This is a genomic window from Nostoc sp. CHAB 5836 (assembly GCF_020829445.1).
Classification (GTDB): Bacteria; Cyanobacteriota; Cyanobacteriia; order Cyanobacteriales; family Nostocaceae; genus Nostoc.
In genome coordinates this window covers 1-14651 of record NZ_JAIVFV010000168.1, presented here as the reverse complement: position 1 = coordinate 14651, position 14651 = coordinate 1, and the positions used below count along the sequence as shown (strand labels likewise).

The window sequence follows — 14651 nt, the reverse complement described above, 5'->3', positions numbered from 1 at the left end:
AACAGAACTATATCATCAACCAAGGCTTGACGAAGATGCTTGCGGAAACCATCAATAACTGCCTTACGGGTTGCCTGATCATCCTTAAGGGTTTGTAAATGTAATTGGTATTCTTTTTGATCAAATCGTTCCTTAAGATACTCTTCTATTACTGTAATGTCGTTTACACAACCTTGAAGTCGATGATTTAAATCAGGATAATTGTCAATACCAATAAGCAAAGCGTATAAGTTACGAGTCATGGTTATTTATATTTCCTGAAGCTATGATTTATAAATTGGTCAGATAAATTGACACGGCTGCATCACAGTTTTTATTTTTTAATGAGAGAATAATTGTCATTGCCAACGCGAGTGCGTCTGATAGAGAAGAGGAACAATGTTTCTTCTTAATGTTGCAATGTTTCTTCTTAATGTTGCAATGTTTCTTCTTAATGTTGCAATGTTTCTTCTTAATGTTGTAATGTTTCTTCTTAATATTGTAATATTGATGACCAAAATTGTAATGTTGATGACCAAGGTTGTAATGTTGATGACCAAGGTTGTAATGTTTCTTCTTAAAATTGTAATGTTGATGACCAACATTGTGCCACAAAGCGTCTAAGTAAGTTGGCGCGAAAAAACCTAAATATGTTACGAAACGTAAATAGGCTTAAAACCCTTATAAATGACGAAGGACAAATGACAAATGACAAATGACAGCCTTAGCCAGTTAGCTTTAATTGCGCCGATATACTTACGCCTTTGAGTTACGACAACACCTGCAAATACCTTGCGAAAAACTACCCTGTCGCTGCTGCTTTACGGTTAGTTGGCAGGCTATTCACCAAACAGTGGACATCACTAGACATCTAGTTCATCCACGCTTTCAGATAGCCAGCTTAAGCGAAAGCTACGTTTTGAGAATCATGACACCTACAGGTGCTTTCCAGCTTGTAGCTCTGTCGTCAAAGATTAAATAGGTCTATTTGGTTAAACCAGTGTCTTTGACCTAACAAGTTCTCAAAACTTTGGCGAGGAAAACCTTACCCCAGCAACGGGAGGACAATCAATGTCTAATTTCGTATTTGTACTTGACAGCAACAAGCAAGCATTAAACCCAGTACCACCCGGACAGGCACGGCGATTACTGAAGTTAAAACAAGCTGCTGTGTATCGTCGTTATCCGTTCACAATCATTCTTAACTATGTGGTTCCTACCCCAGACGTGGAGCCACATCAATTAAAAATAGATCCTGGTTCCAAAACTACTGGATTAGCAATTGTGCAAGGTGACAAAGTAATTTGGGGTGCTGAATTGATGCATCGTGGGCAACAAATCAAGAATGATTTGGAGTCCCGCCGTGCTACTCGTCGTAATAGGCGCAATCGTAAGACACGTTACCGTCAGCCTAGATTTCTGAACCGTACTCGTCCTACTGGATGGTTGCCACCTAGTCTTAACTCTAGAGTTGAAAACACCCTAACTTGGGTTAATCGCATAACTCGATATGTTCCCATTACTGGCATATCTCAAGAGTTGGTTAAATTTGACCTCCAAGCAATGCAGAATCCTGAAATATCCGGCAAGGAATATCAGCAAGGTGAACTTGCTGGCTATGAAGTCAGGGAATATTTGCTTGAAAAATGGGGCAGGAAGTGTGCTTACTGTGGTGTTGAAAACGTACCTTTTGAAGTTGAGCATATACACCCAAAATCAAGGGGAGGTAGCGATAGAGTTTCAAACCTCACATTAGCTTGTCACGATTGCAACCAAGCAAAAGGGAACAAAGATATTAAGGACTTTTTAGCGAAAAAGCCTGATATTCTATCCCGCATTCTGAGACAAGCTAAACAGCCACTTAAAGATGCTGCCGCAGTCAATTCAACTCGCTCTTGCTTGTTTAACAGGCTCAAGGCGACAAACTTACCGGTAGAAACGGGGACAGGTGGCAGAACAAAATATAATCATGTTCGCCTTAACTTACCCAAGGAACATTGGCTGGATGCATCCTGTGTAGGAATAGTAGAAAATCTACAAGTTCTCACCTCGCAACCTCTGCTAATCACTGCTAAGGGATGGGGAAACCGTCAAATGTGTACAACCAATAAATATGGGTTTCCTGCAAAGCATAGAACACGCTGCAAGACTTTCTTTGGTTTCCAGACTGGCGACATGGTACGGGCAACTCTTCCAAAAGGGAAGTTTGCAGGTATTCATGTTGGGCGGTTGACGGTTCGAGAAAGTGGTGTGTTTGAAATGAAAACGGCACACAGTAAGGTTAGTCCAGTTCGACACAAGTACTGTCAGTCAATTCATCGCAATGATGGGTATATGTATGCGTTTTCCACAAATGTACAATGAATCAGCGATTAGAGGCATACCGATCGCCACATATATCAGTTAGTAAATTTAATTAAGACTTAAAGCGAGTAAAATGTAATTACGTGATATAATACGTCTCTCACTCACCCTGGTTTTATGGCACTGCCAATTGTTGCAATTATCGGACGCCCAAATGTGGGCAAATCCACCCTGGTTAATCGACTCGCCGGGGAACAAACGGCGATTGTCCATGATGAACCGGGAGTGACACGCGATCGCACTTATTTACCAGCTTTCTGGAATGGTCGCGAATTTTTAGTGGTAGACACAGGTGGTTTGGTTTTTAATGATGATACCGAATTTTTACCACTGATTCGCCAACAGGCAATGACAGCCCTTGCAGAAGCGTGTGGCGCTATTTTTGTCGTAGATGGTCAAACAGGCCCCACATCGGCAGACTTAGAAATCGCCGAATGGATGCGTCAACAACCCGTACCTGTGCTACTAGCTGTAAATAAATGTGAATCCCCAGAACAAGGCTTAATGCAAGCTGCCGAGTTTTGGGAATTGGGATTGGGCGAACCTTACCCCATCTCCGCAATTCATGGCAGTGGCACAGGAGAATTACTCGACGAGTTAGTTAATCACATACCTGCGATTGAAGACATCCCAGACACGAATGAAATCAAAGTAGCAATTGTGGGACGCCCAAATGTGGGCAAATCTAGCTTACTCAATTCTTTTGTTGGAGAACAAAGGGCAATTGTCAGCCCCATTTCCGGCACAACCCGCGATGCTATTGATACCGTCATTGAACGAGACGGACAAACTTATCGCTTGATTGACACCGCCGGTATTCGCAAAAAGAAACATATAGAATACGGCACAGAATTTTTTAGTATTAACCGTGCTTTCAAAGCGATTCGCCGCGCTGACGTGGTTTTATTAGTAATAGATGCTGTAGATGGAGTCACTGAACAAGACCAAAAATTAGCTGGGCGGATTATTGAAGAAGGTCGAGCTTGCATCATCGTCGTTAATAAGTGGGATGCTGTCGAAAAAGACTCTTACACAATCTACGACTACGAAAAAACTCTGCAATCACGGTTACATTTTACTGAATGGGCAGAAACAATTTTTGTGAGTGCTTTGTCAGGACAACGGGTAGAAAAAATTCTCGAATTGGTGAAAACTGCGGCAGAATCACACAAACGCCGTGTCAGCACATCAGTGATTAACGAAGTCTTAACAGACGCTGTGAGTTGGCATTCACCGCCAGCATCCCGTGGTGGGCGTCAGGGCAAGATTTATTATGGTACACAAGTAAGCAGCCAACCACCAACGATCGCCCTATTTGTCAATGACTCCAAACGCTTCAACGACAACTACCGCCGCTACATTGAACGGCAATTTCGGCAACAGCTAGGATTTAAAGGCACACCAATTATTTTGCTGTGGCGGAGCAAAAAAGTTCGTGATGCTGAAAGTGGTAATGTTAATAGAGCAACTCGCGTCAAAATAAGTTAGGAGACGCGATGAATCGCGTCTGTACAAGAGAGATGCGATGAATCATCTCTGTACAGGAGTTTTAAAGCCAAAATTGCTAACTATAGAACCCTATCGACTTGAGTTTGATAGCGGCACAAGGTAAAAGTTATGAGTTAAAGTCAAAACTCCTAACTGTACAGATGCGATTAATCGCGTCCCCTAACTCCTAACTCTTAACTCTAAAATGGATTTATTGCGATCGCTGCCACTTGGACTTTATTTAGAACAACCCCAAACTTGGCTGCATAAAATCGATCCGCGAGTCAAGTTCGCCTGGTTAATGAGCTTTTTAACAAGCTATGTTTTGGCTAACAGCTTTTGGCGGGTGCTGCTGGTGGTAATATTGATTGTTGCCACCTTGATTGCGAGAATTCCCCGCCGTGTATGGCAGCAGCAGATGGGTTGGCTATTAATGCTATCGTTTTTTGTCTTAGCGATCGCAGCCATCAGTCCTGATGCAATGGGTGTAGATTATCAGCCACGCCTACCAGCTAATGAACAAATATTAACCCAGTCAGCAAACTCTAGTAATCTTGTTCAAGAGCAAGCAAGTAACAACAAAAAATACAGCTATGTGCTATTTCAGAAAGGCCCAGTCAAAGTAACTCGCCGTTCCTTGGATTTGGCAGTACGCCTGAGTACAATTATATTTACCGTGATTTACAGCACCAACCTGTATCTGTTGACAACCGCACCAGAGGAAATCACATCTGGTATAGAAAGCTTAATGCAACCTCTGCGACGCTTCAAATTACCTGTTACAGAAATTACTTTAACTTTAACCTTGTCCTTGCGCTTTATTCCCCTGGTTTTAGAGGAAGTGCAAAACTTATTTCGCTCGGTGATGACAAGAGCAATTAATTGGAAAAAGCTGGGATTAAAAGGAGCATTCAAAGTTTGGATGACAGTCGCAGAGAGACTTTTGGAAAATCTGCTCTTAAGAGCCGATCAAATGGCGAACGCAATGGTGGTGCGGGGTTTTACCAGTCCCAATGAGCATCGAGTCCAATGGCATGACTTACGATTAAAAGGGCGTGACTGGCTTGCCATTGCAACTTTAATCTTATTCTGGGGAATACGGCTAGCTATAGGAACTCAAGTCTAAGTACAACATTTCATTAATTCGTAGCGAATTCTCTGCGACCCTTTGCGTTTACCTTTGCGTTCCTACCCTGCGGGAAGGCGTTCGCGTAGCGTCTCGTAGAGAAGCGCCTATGCGTTTAAATTTCAACCCTCAATTCACCACGATTTTATGCAAAGCTGTACTAAGTAGGTCGGCGCAATTGGCTAAGGCTGTTATTTGTCATTTGTAAGGGTTTTAAGCTTATTTACGTTTCGTAACATACTTAGTTTTTTTTGCACCAACATACTTAACTGGCTAAAGCGAGTAATTTATTTCTTGGAAGTCCCTAACATACTTTGATTTTTTCCCGCCAACTTACTTAATTGCATTTTGTCAGTGGTCAGTAGTCGTACTTATTTGTACTCATTGCTGAAAACTGTCAACTAACTATTGACAAAGCTTCTAAACATTATGACCAAGGCTTGGTATTGGCGATCGCTACCCTTAGAAAAGCGCACAGGTTCGGAAGTTTTTGCTGCTCTGTTTCGCCCCATAGCCACACCCGAAATTGCTACCCTACTAGAAAGTCCCTACCCAACGCCAATTGATCATCCCCAACTGTGCCGATATTCTATTTGTGCAGGCGCTCCTCGCATAGTCGATGGCATCCTACAGATGTGGACACCAGAAGTAGGAGAGGTTTTTCCTTTCCTAGAAAAGTTGTTACAGCAAGGGGTAGCAGGGGATGAGGGGGATGAGGGGGATGAGGGGGATGAGGGGGATGAGGGGGATGAGGGGGATGAGGAGGATAAGGTAGTATTTTCTTCCCTTGCTCCCTCATCTCCCCCATCTCCCCCATCTCCCCATCTCCCCTTCACCGGCGGTTGGTTGGGTTGGCTAGGCTACGATGTGGCATGGGAAATTGAACATTTACCCCGTAAAAAAATTGATCCCCTGCCATTTCCCATAGCTTTTTGGTACGAACCAGATTGCTTTGCCGTTTTGGATCACGCGCAACAAATTCTTTGGCTAGCCGCCAGTGATGCAATTAGACTCGATGAGTTACAAGAGAAATTGGAGAACAGACAAGAGGAGTTGGGTGACAAAGTAGAATTTCCTTCCCCATCTCCCTCATCTCCCCCATCTCCCCCATCTCCCTCATCTCCCCCATCTCCCCCATCTCCCCCATCTCCCCCATCTCCCCCATCTCCCCCATCTCCCTCCCCCCCTGTGTTTTTGACATCGCAATCAGATTATGAAACCGCTGTAAACCAGGCGAAAAAATATATTCAAGCTGGAGACATCTTTCAGGCAAATCTTTCGTTGCGATTTCAAGCGTCTACATCGGCTTCTGGTTGGGAAATTTACCAAGCCTTGCAAAAAATCAATCCTTCTCCTTTTGCCAGTTATTGGCGATCGCCTTGGGGAGAAGTGATTAGTTGTTCGCCAGAACGATTGGTAGTGTTGCAAAATCGGCAAGCCGAAACCAGACCGATCGCCGGGACGCGATCGCGTGGTGTCACTCCAGAAGAAGATATTCAACTGGCACAAGATTTACTCAGCAACACCAAAGAACGTGCAGAACACATCATGCTAGTGGATTTGGAACGCAATGATTTAGGGCGAGTTTGTAAATGGGGAACCCTTACTGTTGACGAATTGCTGACAATTGAGCGATATAGCCATGTGATGCATCTTGTCAGCAACATCAAAGGTACTTTAAAAGGCGAATGCACTGCCATTGATTTGATTCGTGCCACATTTCCAGGTGGCACAATCACAGGTTGTCCCAAAGTTCGTTGCATGGAAATTATTGAAGAATTAGAACCCGTGCGGCGCAGCTTATTCTACGGTTCCTGTGGCTATTTAGATTGGCGCGGTCATTTAGATTTAAATATCTTAATCCGCACCCTGTTACTAGCCCCTGCGTCTCAAGAACGTTGGGAAGCAGGGGGAGTGAATTTTTCCTCATCTCCCCACTCAAGACTCATCCCCCAGCACTCAGCATTCAACATCGTCTGGGGACAAGTCGGCGCAGGAATTGTCGCAGACAGTCATCCTGAGAAAGAATGGTATGAATCTCTGCACAAAGCTCAGGCACAACTTGTAGCACTGAAAATGCTAAATAATCAATTAGACATCTCTGAAAAAAATGTAGAGACGTAGCACTGCTACGTCTCTACAAGGTTTCTGGATAACGCGTATTTAATTTCTGGAGATATCTACTTAGCGAATAGGGCATTAGACATCTCCATAAATTAGGTTTTTACCTCCACTGGATAAGGGTTTGAGATTCTTTTTCACTCCTATGTCTATTGGGCACTTGTACTGAGCGACTTGTACTGAGCGACTTGTACTGAGCGTAGTCGAAGTAAGTCGAACTAAGTCGAAGTAAGTCGAAATGTTGGTTATTAATTCATTCCCCTCCCCAGTGCCAATTTTGTGCCATTCAACGACAGTTGTGGCAGTATAGAAAGAAGTTGAAAAATCCGTTGTTGACCTTGGCAATTTCAAAGGGTGTTTTTCCTTGGCAAGGGGAACTTTCGACAAGAGGAGCAGGACTATTTTGTGCTTTGTCCCTACAGATTGGTAAATTGAAGTCACCAAAGCAGATGGTGATGTTTATCCACCAGACTCTACTCTTTAGAATCTACGCTTCGTGGCTCCTGTTGTACTATTGCGCTTCACTACCACTAGCTTCATCTGCCCATTAGGAACTAGATCAAGGTCTTCGTAACCGCAGTTTGGCATTTTAAGCAAATATTTCGACGAATGTTGGTATTATCGTCTGAATGTTTGGAATTCACTGCGAAAAGATATACATACTCCCACCTTGACTCTTAAATGAATCCAGAAAACGCAGAAACTTACATAAACCATCCAACCTGGGGTTTACTCTACAAAATCTGTATGGTTGATGAGAACCAGGATTTGTTCACCACACTTTATGCCCAGCGCTTATTTTTTTTGGTGTCAAATGACGTTAAAGGTGTTAAATTCCAGTCTTTAGGACGTACTGAGGCTAGAATGATGTTGGAAAATCGCTTACGCACCCTGCGGCGCAGTGGACAATCTCAGGAGTACGATCAGCTTCAGAGTGTTTTCCAACGCACCTTCCAATGAACAGTTCGATTTCCGAACGTATTGTTTCCATTCGCTCCTCACTGCCAACGTCAGTCAAATTGATTGCTGTTAGCAAGCAAGCTTCTGCCCAGTCCATTCGGTCTGCCTATGCCGCAGGAATTCGTGATTTTGGGGAGAGTCGTATCCAAGAAGCCGCCACCAAACAAGCCGACTTGCAAGACTTACCGGATATTACCTGGCACTTTATTGGACATTTGCAAAGCAATAAAGTCAAAAAAGCCATCGAGCAATTCCATTGGATTCACTCCGTCGATAATTTAAAGCTGGCACAGCGCTTAGATCAATTGGCACAACAGCTAGGAGTGAGTCCCCAGGTTTGCCTGCAAGTGAAAATTCTCCCCGATCCCAACAAATCTGGTTGGAGTGTGCCAGAACTGTTGGCTGATTTACCCACACTCAATCAATACAAAAATTTACAAATTCAAGGTTTGATGACAATTCCGCCTTCAGGATTAAATGATTCTGAAATTCTCAATGTGTTTAATCTCAATCGTGAACTGGCAAAAGAAATCCAGGAGCAAAACTGGTCACACATTAAAATGCAGCACTTGTCTATGGGTATGTCAGGCGACTACGAACTGGCAGTGCAAGCAGGCGCAACGATGGTACGATTAGGAACAATATTGTTTGGCGATCGCTCCTAGCCTATTGGACATCAGCCTTGCTCTTGAGTATTAATAGAGATCAGGATTTTTTGACAAGAATTTTGTAACAGACTGGTGCAATCCGAAACAAAAGATATAGTATTGACAAGAGCAATCACGAAGGGAAAATCGGATATAAAGAACTTTCCTTCGGACAAACCTTAGGATATAATCTTTACCCATTATGATGTTTAGGCGATGCACAGATCTTTCCAATAAGTGTCAGTTCATCGCCAAAACCCGTAGTATGGGCTACAAAATAATACAGATGGGGAAGTATCCACTGATGTAGCTTAGTTAACCGCCCTAGGCATCGCTCCTAGCTCAATCAATCCTCAGCCAAGTCAATACAGGCTATTCGCACCAGGAGAGTACACACACAATGAATAACATATTTTCCAAACTCAGAGACTTTGTGGGTCTAAATGAGCAAGTGGAATACGAGTATTACGAAGAAGAACCAGAAACAGATAATAATTACCAAAATCTGTATCAGCAAGAAAATCCCCAACCAGCACCACAAGAGAGTACAGCCACTCAAAATCGACGCTGGCGGGAACCAGTATCTACAATGGGAGATGAGATGACAGCAGGTCAAAAGCCAATGGGGAATGTGATTGGGATGCCAGGAGCAATTAACGGAATTTCGGAAGTTTTAGTACTCGAACCACGCACCTTTGAAGAAATGCCCCAGGCAATTCAAGCGTTGCGAGAACGCAAGTCAGTGGTATTAAATCTGACAATTATGGATCCCGACCAAGCTCAACGAGCAGTGGATTTTGTTGCAGGTGGTACTTACGCACTAGATGGACATCAAGAGCGCATCGGTGAAAGCATCTTTTTGTTTACACCAAGCTGTGTCCAAGTTAGCACCCAAGGTGGCGTTCTTCATGAAGTACCACAACCACCAGTACGTCCCTCTCGTCCTACAGGTACTCCAAATCAAACCTGGGGCAACGAAACCAACCGGATGGCACAATAAAGTTAAATTAATTGTTAGTCCTTTGTCCTTTGTCATTTGTCCTGGGTTTTGATCATAGTGACAAATGACAAATGACAAACGACTAATGACTAATGATCAATGAGTATAAAATTTGGCTTAGTTGGTGGTGGGGTAATGGGAGAAGCGCTCTTATCCCGCCTGATCGCGCGTGGAATTTATCAATCATCAGAAGTCATAGTTAGCGAACCGCTATCCTCACGTCTAGATTTTTTTGAACAGCAATACAATGTTGCTGTGACGACAGATAATAGCGAGGTTTTCACCCAAGCAAAAGAAGTTGTCTTTTTGGCAGTGAAACCCCAGGTGTTTAGTGCGATCGCTCAAGAATTAGCAGATATTGATATTCTTAATAGAGAAAACTCACCGGTGATCATTTCCATCTTAGCGGGCGTGCCTTTAAGTCAGCTAGAAGCTGCATTTGTGCAATTGCCAGTGATTAGAGCAATGCCCAACACCCCAGCAACGGTGGGAGCGGGAATTACCGCGATTTGTTCAGGTGCATACACCAACCCCAAGCACCACCAAATAGCACAGCGAGTTTTTTCGGCTGTGGGGGAAGTAGTGGAAGTGTCAGAAGGGCTGATGGATGCAGTCACAGGGCTATCTGGTAGCGGACCGGCTTACGTGGCACTCTTAGTAGAAGCACTTGCAGATGGCGGAGTAGCCGTAGGTTTACCTAGAGCAATTGCCAATCAACTAGCCTTGGAAACCGTACTGGGAACTGCGAAACTGTTGCAGCAAACCAAAATGCACCCAGCAGAACTCAAAGATCGTGTTACCAGTCCCGGCGGTACAACCATTGCGGGGATTGCCAAGCTAGAACAGGCAGGATTTCGTTCAGCTTTAATTGAAGCAGTCAAAGCTGCCACAGAGCGATCGCAAGAACTGGGAAAATAATCAAGAGTCATTAGTCATTAGTCATTAGTCATTAGTTTTAGACAAAGGACAAAGGACAAAGGACAAATGACAAATGACTATTAACGAAGTTGACAAAAGACTCGTTAGTATAGTAAACAATCTGGTTGCAAATGTGATTGAGTGAATTATCCTGCACCGTCTCCAGAACTTGACTTAGGGACTATATTCCCCTTTGATCTGGATCAGTTTCAAAAAGAAGCGATCGCGTCCCTAAACGCCGGACGCTCTGTTGTCGTATGTGCGCCCACAGGTTCGGGCAAAACATTAGTCGGGGAATACGCCATTTACCGCGCCCTGGCACGAGGAAAACGTGTATTTTATACTACTCCCCTAAAGGCGCTGTCGAATCAAAAATTACGTGACTTTCGAGAAAAATTCGGGTTTGATCAAGTCGGACTGTTAACTGGAGATGCCTCGATTCACAGGGATGCACCGATTTTGGTGATGACCACGGAAATTTTCCGAAATATGCTCTATGGCACACCTATTGGCCAAGTTGGCATCTCATTGGTAGACGTGGAAGCAGTGATCCTTGATGAATGCCACTACATGAACGATCGCCAACGTGGTACTGTTTGGGAAGAATCAATTATCTATTGTCCCCGTGAAGTGCAACTTGCAGCCCTTTCAGCAACGGTTGCGAATAGCGATCAACTCACCGATTGGCTAAATCGCGTTCACGGCCCAACTGACCTAATTTACTCCGATTTTCGCCCAGTCCCCTTGGAATTTCACTTTTGCAATCCCAAAGGGTTATTTCCCCTGCTGAATGATAGCAAAACCAAAATTAACCCCCGCCTTCAGAAGAAGAAGGCGAGAGGGGGAGAACGGGAGAGGGGGAGAAGTGGTAGACCGGAGGCTCCTGGCATAATTTATACTCTCAGCCAGTTAGAGCAACGGGATATGCTACCAGCAATTTACTTTATCTTCAGCCGCCGGGGATGTGATAAAGCAGTGGCGGAAGTGGGTGATTTATGGCTGGTAAATAGTGAAGAGTCCCAAATTTTACGGGAACAGATTGATGACTTTTTAGCCCGCAATCCTGAAGCAGGGCGTTCTGGGCAAATTGCCCCCCTGTACCGAGGAATTGCTGCCCACCACGCCGGAATTTTGCCTGCTTGGAAAGCACTGGTGGAAGAACTATTTCAGCAGGGGCTGATTAAAGTAGTATTCGCCACTGAAACATTAGCTGCGGGAATTAATATGCCCGCCCGAACAACGGTAATTTCTACCCTTTCCAAGCGTACCGATACTGGACACCGCTTGTTGAACGCTTCCGAATTTTTGCAAATGGCGGGACGAGCAGGCCGGCGGGGGATGGATAAACAAGGTCATGTGGTGACAGTCCAAACTCCCTTTGAAGGAGCCAAAGAAGCGGCGTATTTGGGAACATCGAAGCCAGATCCTCTAGTAAGCCAGTTTACGCCCAGTTATGGCATGGTACTCAACTTGCTGCAAACCCACACCCTAGAGCAAACCAGGGAACTGATAGAACGCAGCTTTGGGCAGTACATGGCCACCTTGCATTTAAGACCAGAATACGATGAGATTGCCGAATTGCAAAAACAATTAGCTCAACTTCATGAGCAAATCGCCGCAGTTGATGAAAATGAACTGGCTATTTATGAGAAATTGCGACAACGGCTGAAAGTGGAACGCCAAATATTGAAAACCTTGCAAGAGCAAGCCCAGGAAGATAGACAAGAAGAATTGGGGATGATGTTGGGCTTTGCAGTGTCAGGAACTCTGTTGAGTCTCAAGGGCAAAAATATCACAGTATCTTCACCCGTAACCGCAGTGTTAGTGGGAAAATCGCCTGGTTCTGGTCAAGCTCCTTACTTGGTATGCTTGGGGCACGATAATCGCTGGTATGTGGCAACCACAGGGGATGTAGTCGATTTGTATGCCGAACTACCGCGAATTGAAGTAGCACCTGATTTACTACCACCGCCAGAGATGCCTTTGAAGCCAGGACAGTCGCGCCGAGGTAATCAAGAAACATTTGCGATCGCTCAATGTATTCCCGATCCGATAGAATCTTTGCATCTAGCACCAGAAGTAGCAGAACAACTCAGTCGCACTACCGCCGTCCAAGAGCAATTAGAAGCTCATCCCCTACATCAATCAGGCAATGCTGCTACGCTTTTCAAGCGCCGGGCCCGCTATGTCGAACTAGAAGCCGAACTCGAACAATTGCAAGCGGTAGTAGAGCAACAGTCACAACGTCATTGGGAAGAGTTTCTGAATTTAATTGCAATTCTGCAACACTTTGGCGCTTTGGATAACTTAGTGCCCACAGTATTAGGGCGAATCGCTGCCGCCATTCGAGGCGAAAATGAATTATGGCTGGGTTTAGTCTTCGCTAGTGGCGAATTGGACAACTTAGATCCGCATCATTTAGCAGCAGCAGCAGCAGCATTAGTGATGGAAACGCCCCGTCCAGATAGCAATGTTAACTTTGACCTCAGCAATGAAGTGGCAGAAGCCTTGGCAAAATTACGGGGAATTCGCCGCCAAATGTTCCAACTACAACGGCGGTATAACGTAGCCCTACCTATATGGTTGGAATTTGAGTTAATTGCGATCGTGGAACAATGGGCGCTGGGAATGGAGTGGATAGAACTCTGCAACAACACCACCTTGGATGAAGGTGATGTGGTGAGAATTCTACGCCGGACGTTGGATTTATTATCGCAAATACCGCACGTTCCCCATTTGCCAGACTCTTTCCAGCGTAATGCCTATCGGGCAATGCAGTTGATTGATAGATTCCCTGTGAATGAGGTGGTTGAATAAACAGGAGGCTTCTGGGCAAAACTAGACGCGCTTAGGGGTAATTCATGAACATTGGTGTCAACTTAAGTCATTAAGCTCATTCCACAGTCATTTTACCCCTCCCCTCAATCCCCTGGAGATTTTGTCATGAATCCCCAACTGAGGTAAAACCTTCTGCCTCCTGCCTCCTGCCTCCTTCAATTTATTTTTTGGAAGTCCCTAAAAAACTTTTAGAAGCCCACATTAAAGAGATATGAGATATGCTCCCAACGCTTACTCTCCGATGCTTATGGCGCAACTAGGGTGGCAAACGAACTTAGGATCACATTAGTGCCGCTCACGTTAAAAGTCCATAATGCGGGTTGGGGACTTATTGTTTGCACGGTTGGCTGAAATAGCGGGCCAAGCTTTTTGTCAAATTTGACTTGAGCCTGATTCTTACCAGGAAAATTATACGTTTTTGTTTCAAAAGGAGTTAAAGAAGTTGACGTGTAGCTGCCGCCAGGAATGCCTCTAATTTGAAACCCGATAGGAATGGATAGCCCATTGCTAACATCAAAGCTTGCGCCGCCAATTATAGCAGCCCCTTCTGTGGGAGTTAATTCAGTCAACAGTTCTTCATCAACAAAAAGAGAGTTTATTCTTGTCATTTTCCTTACCTCGATTCCAATCTATATATAGATATAGCGGTTACCGACTTGTTGAGGTACGTTTTCAAGGCTACTCATCTCGTCAAAAGGATTTTAGGTATACCTCAGTTGATTAGAAAACGCTACATATAACAGTCTAATTTAAATAGATTAATTAGCGATGAATATAAATATAATTAAAGCTTTCTTTAGATAACAAAATATATTTGAAGATAATTACTTTTGATGATATAAATTAATGTAAACTTGTGAGAATTGCCCTCTCACTAACTCGCGGCTTTCTATTCGGGTCTAGCAGTTCCTCACAGTCAGGGTTGTTGTAAATGCCATCGCCCACTATTTCAAACCCGTACTTTTCGCACTCGTTGAAAATCTCCGCCATGATTGCGTTCTCAGTCGTGCAAGGTAAACAATCACTTTCAGAAAGATTTTTAGTTTTCCCATCTGAATTATTTGAACGTGTCTTTAAAGATTTAAGTAAGTCGGCAAGAATAAACCAAGCTATATTACGAAACGTAAATACACCTTAAACCCTTATAAATGACGAAGGACAAATGACAAATGACAGCTTTAGCCAGTTAGCTTTATTTGCGTCGCTCTAC

At 44.1% G+C, this 14651-nt stretch carries 12 protein-coding genes; 9 read left to right on the top strand and 3 right to left on the bottom strand.

Annotated elements, in window-relative coordinates; translation table 11 throughout:
- On the bottom strand, window positions 1-242 hold a 242-nt coding region (locus LC605_RS25420), incomplete at its 3' end, for a caspase family protein (RefSeq protein WP_229550277.1).
- 808 nt (window positions 243-1050) lie between these two features.
- Between LC605_RS25420 and iscB the strand changes: the two genes are divergently transcribed.
- From iscB to LC605_RS25375, 9 genes are all read left to right on the top strand, one after another.
- Window positions 1051-2343: an RNA-guided endonuclease IscB gene (gene iscB / locus LC605_RS25415; protein WP_229550276.1), complete on the top strand. Its 1293-nt coding sequence runs from the start codon at window positions 1051-1053 to the stop codon at window positions 2341-2343.
- A 117-nt stretch (window positions 2344-2460) separates the two neighbouring features.
- Window positions 2461-3831, top strand: coding sequence for a ribosome biogenesis GTPase Der (gene der, locus LC605_RS25410; RefSeq protein ID WP_229550275.1), 1371 nt, complete (start codon window positions 2461-2463; stop codon window positions 3829-3831).
- Window positions 3832-4036: 205 nt separating this feature from the next.
- On the top strand, window positions 4037-4957 hold the full coding sequence (locus LC605_RS25405; RefSeq protein WP_229550274.1) for an energy-coupling factor transporter transmembrane protein EcfT: 921 nt from the start codon (window positions 4037-4039) through the stop codon (window positions 4955-4957).
- A 429-nt stretch (window positions 4958-5386) separates the two neighbouring features.
- Entirely contained in the window at window positions 5387-7081 is a 1695-nt protein-coding gene (locus tag LC605_RS25400) for a chorismate-binding protein (protein WP_229550273.1), read from the top strand.
- A gap of 678 nt (window positions 7082-7759) precedes the next feature.
- Window positions 7760-8038 (top strand): transcriptional coactivator PipX, encoded by a 279-nt coding sequence (pipX, locus tag LC605_RS25395; RefSeq protein WP_229550272.1) that lies wholly within the window; start codon window positions 7760-7762, stop codon window positions 8036-8038.
- Window positions 8035-8703 carry a YggS family pyridoxal phosphate-dependent enzyme gene (locus tag LC605_RS25390; RefSeq protein ID WP_229550271.1) on the top strand — a complete coding sequence of 223 codons (669 nt, stop codon included), beginning with the start codon at window positions 8035-8037 and terminating at the stop codon, window positions 8701-8703. The genes pipX and LC605_RS25390 overlap by 4 nt, the downstream gene beginning before the upstream one ends.
- A gap of 382 nt (window positions 8704-9085) precedes the next feature.
- Window positions 9086-9685 (top strand): cell division protein SepF, encoded by a 600-nt coding sequence (locus tag LC605_RS25385; protein ID WP_229550270.1) that lies wholly within the window; start codon window positions 9086-9088, stop codon window positions 9683-9685.
- Window positions 9686-9784: 99 nt separating this feature from the next.
- The gene (gene proC / locus LC605_RS25380) at window positions 9785-10603 is read left to right on the top strand and encodes a pyrroline-5-carboxylate reductase (protein ID WP_229550269.1); all 819 of its coding nucleotides are present in this window, start codon (window positions 9785-9787) and stop codon (window positions 10601-10603) included.
- Between the two features lie 141 nt (window positions 10604-10744).
- Complete coding sequence (locus tag LC605_RS25375; protein WP_229550268.1) at window positions 10745-13420, top strand: RNA helicase; 2676 nt, start codon at window positions 10745-10747, stop codon at window positions 13418-13420.
- 266 nt (window positions 13421-13686) lie between these two features.
- Here LC605_RS25375 and LC605_RS25370 read toward each other — a convergent pair whose 3' ends face one another.
- Both LC605_RS25370 and LC605_RS25365 read right to left on the bottom strand, forming a co-directional pair.
- Complete coding sequence (locus LC605_RS25370; RefSeq protein ID WP_229550267.1) at window positions 13687-14049, bottom strand: hypothetical protein; 363 nt, start codon at window positions 14047-14049, stop codon at window positions 13687-13689.
- A 235-nt stretch (window positions 14050-14284) separates the two neighbouring features.
- Window positions 14285-14431 carry a hypothetical protein gene (locus LC605_RS25365; protein ID WP_229550266.1) on the bottom strand — a complete coding sequence of 49 codons (147 nt, stop codon included), beginning with the start codon at window positions 14429-14431 and terminating at the stop codon, window positions 14285-14287.
- Window positions 14432-14651 lie beyond the last annotated feature (220 nt).

Excerpts from the sequence above, each read along its gene's own strand:
- iscB (WP_229550276.1), top strand. The coding sequence starts at position 1,051 with ATGTCTAATTTCGTATTTGTACTTGACAGCAACAAGCAAGCATTAAAC.
- der (WP_229550275.1), top strand. The coding sequence starts at position 2,461 with ATGGCACTGCCAATTGTTGCAATTATCGGACGCCCAAATGTGGGCAAA.
- LC605_RS25405 (WP_229550274.1), top strand. The coding sequence starts at position 4,037 with ATGGATTTATTGCGATCGCTGCCACTTGGACTTTATTTAGAACAACCC.
- LC605_RS25400 (WP_229550273.1), top strand. The coding sequence starts at position 5,387 with ATGACCAAGGCTTGGTATTGGCGATCGCTACCCTTAGAAAAGCGCACA.
- pipX (WP_229550272.1), top strand. The coding sequence starts at position 7,760 with ATGAATCCAGAAAACGCAGAAACTTACATAAACCATCCAACCTGGGGT.
- LC605_RS25390 (WP_229550271.1), top strand. The coding sequence starts at position 8,035 with ATGAACAGTTCGATTTCCGAACGTATTGTTTCCATTCGCTCCTCACTG.
- LC605_RS25385 (WP_229550270.1), top strand. The coding sequence starts at position 9,086 with ATGAATAACATATTTTCCAAACTCAGAGACTTTGTGGGTCTAAATGAG.
- proC (WP_229550269.1), top strand. The coding sequence starts at position 9,785 with ATGAGTATAAAATTTGGCTTAGTTGGTGGTGGGGTAATGGGAGAAGCG.
- LC605_RS25370 (WP_229550267.1), bottom strand. The coding sequence starts at position 14,049 with ATGACAAGAATAAACTCTCTTTTTGTTGATGAAGAACTGTTGACTGAA.
- LC605_RS25365 (WP_229550266.1), bottom strand. The coding sequence starts at position 14,431 with ATGGCGGAGATTTTCAACGAGTGCGAAAAGTACGGGTTTGAAATAGTG.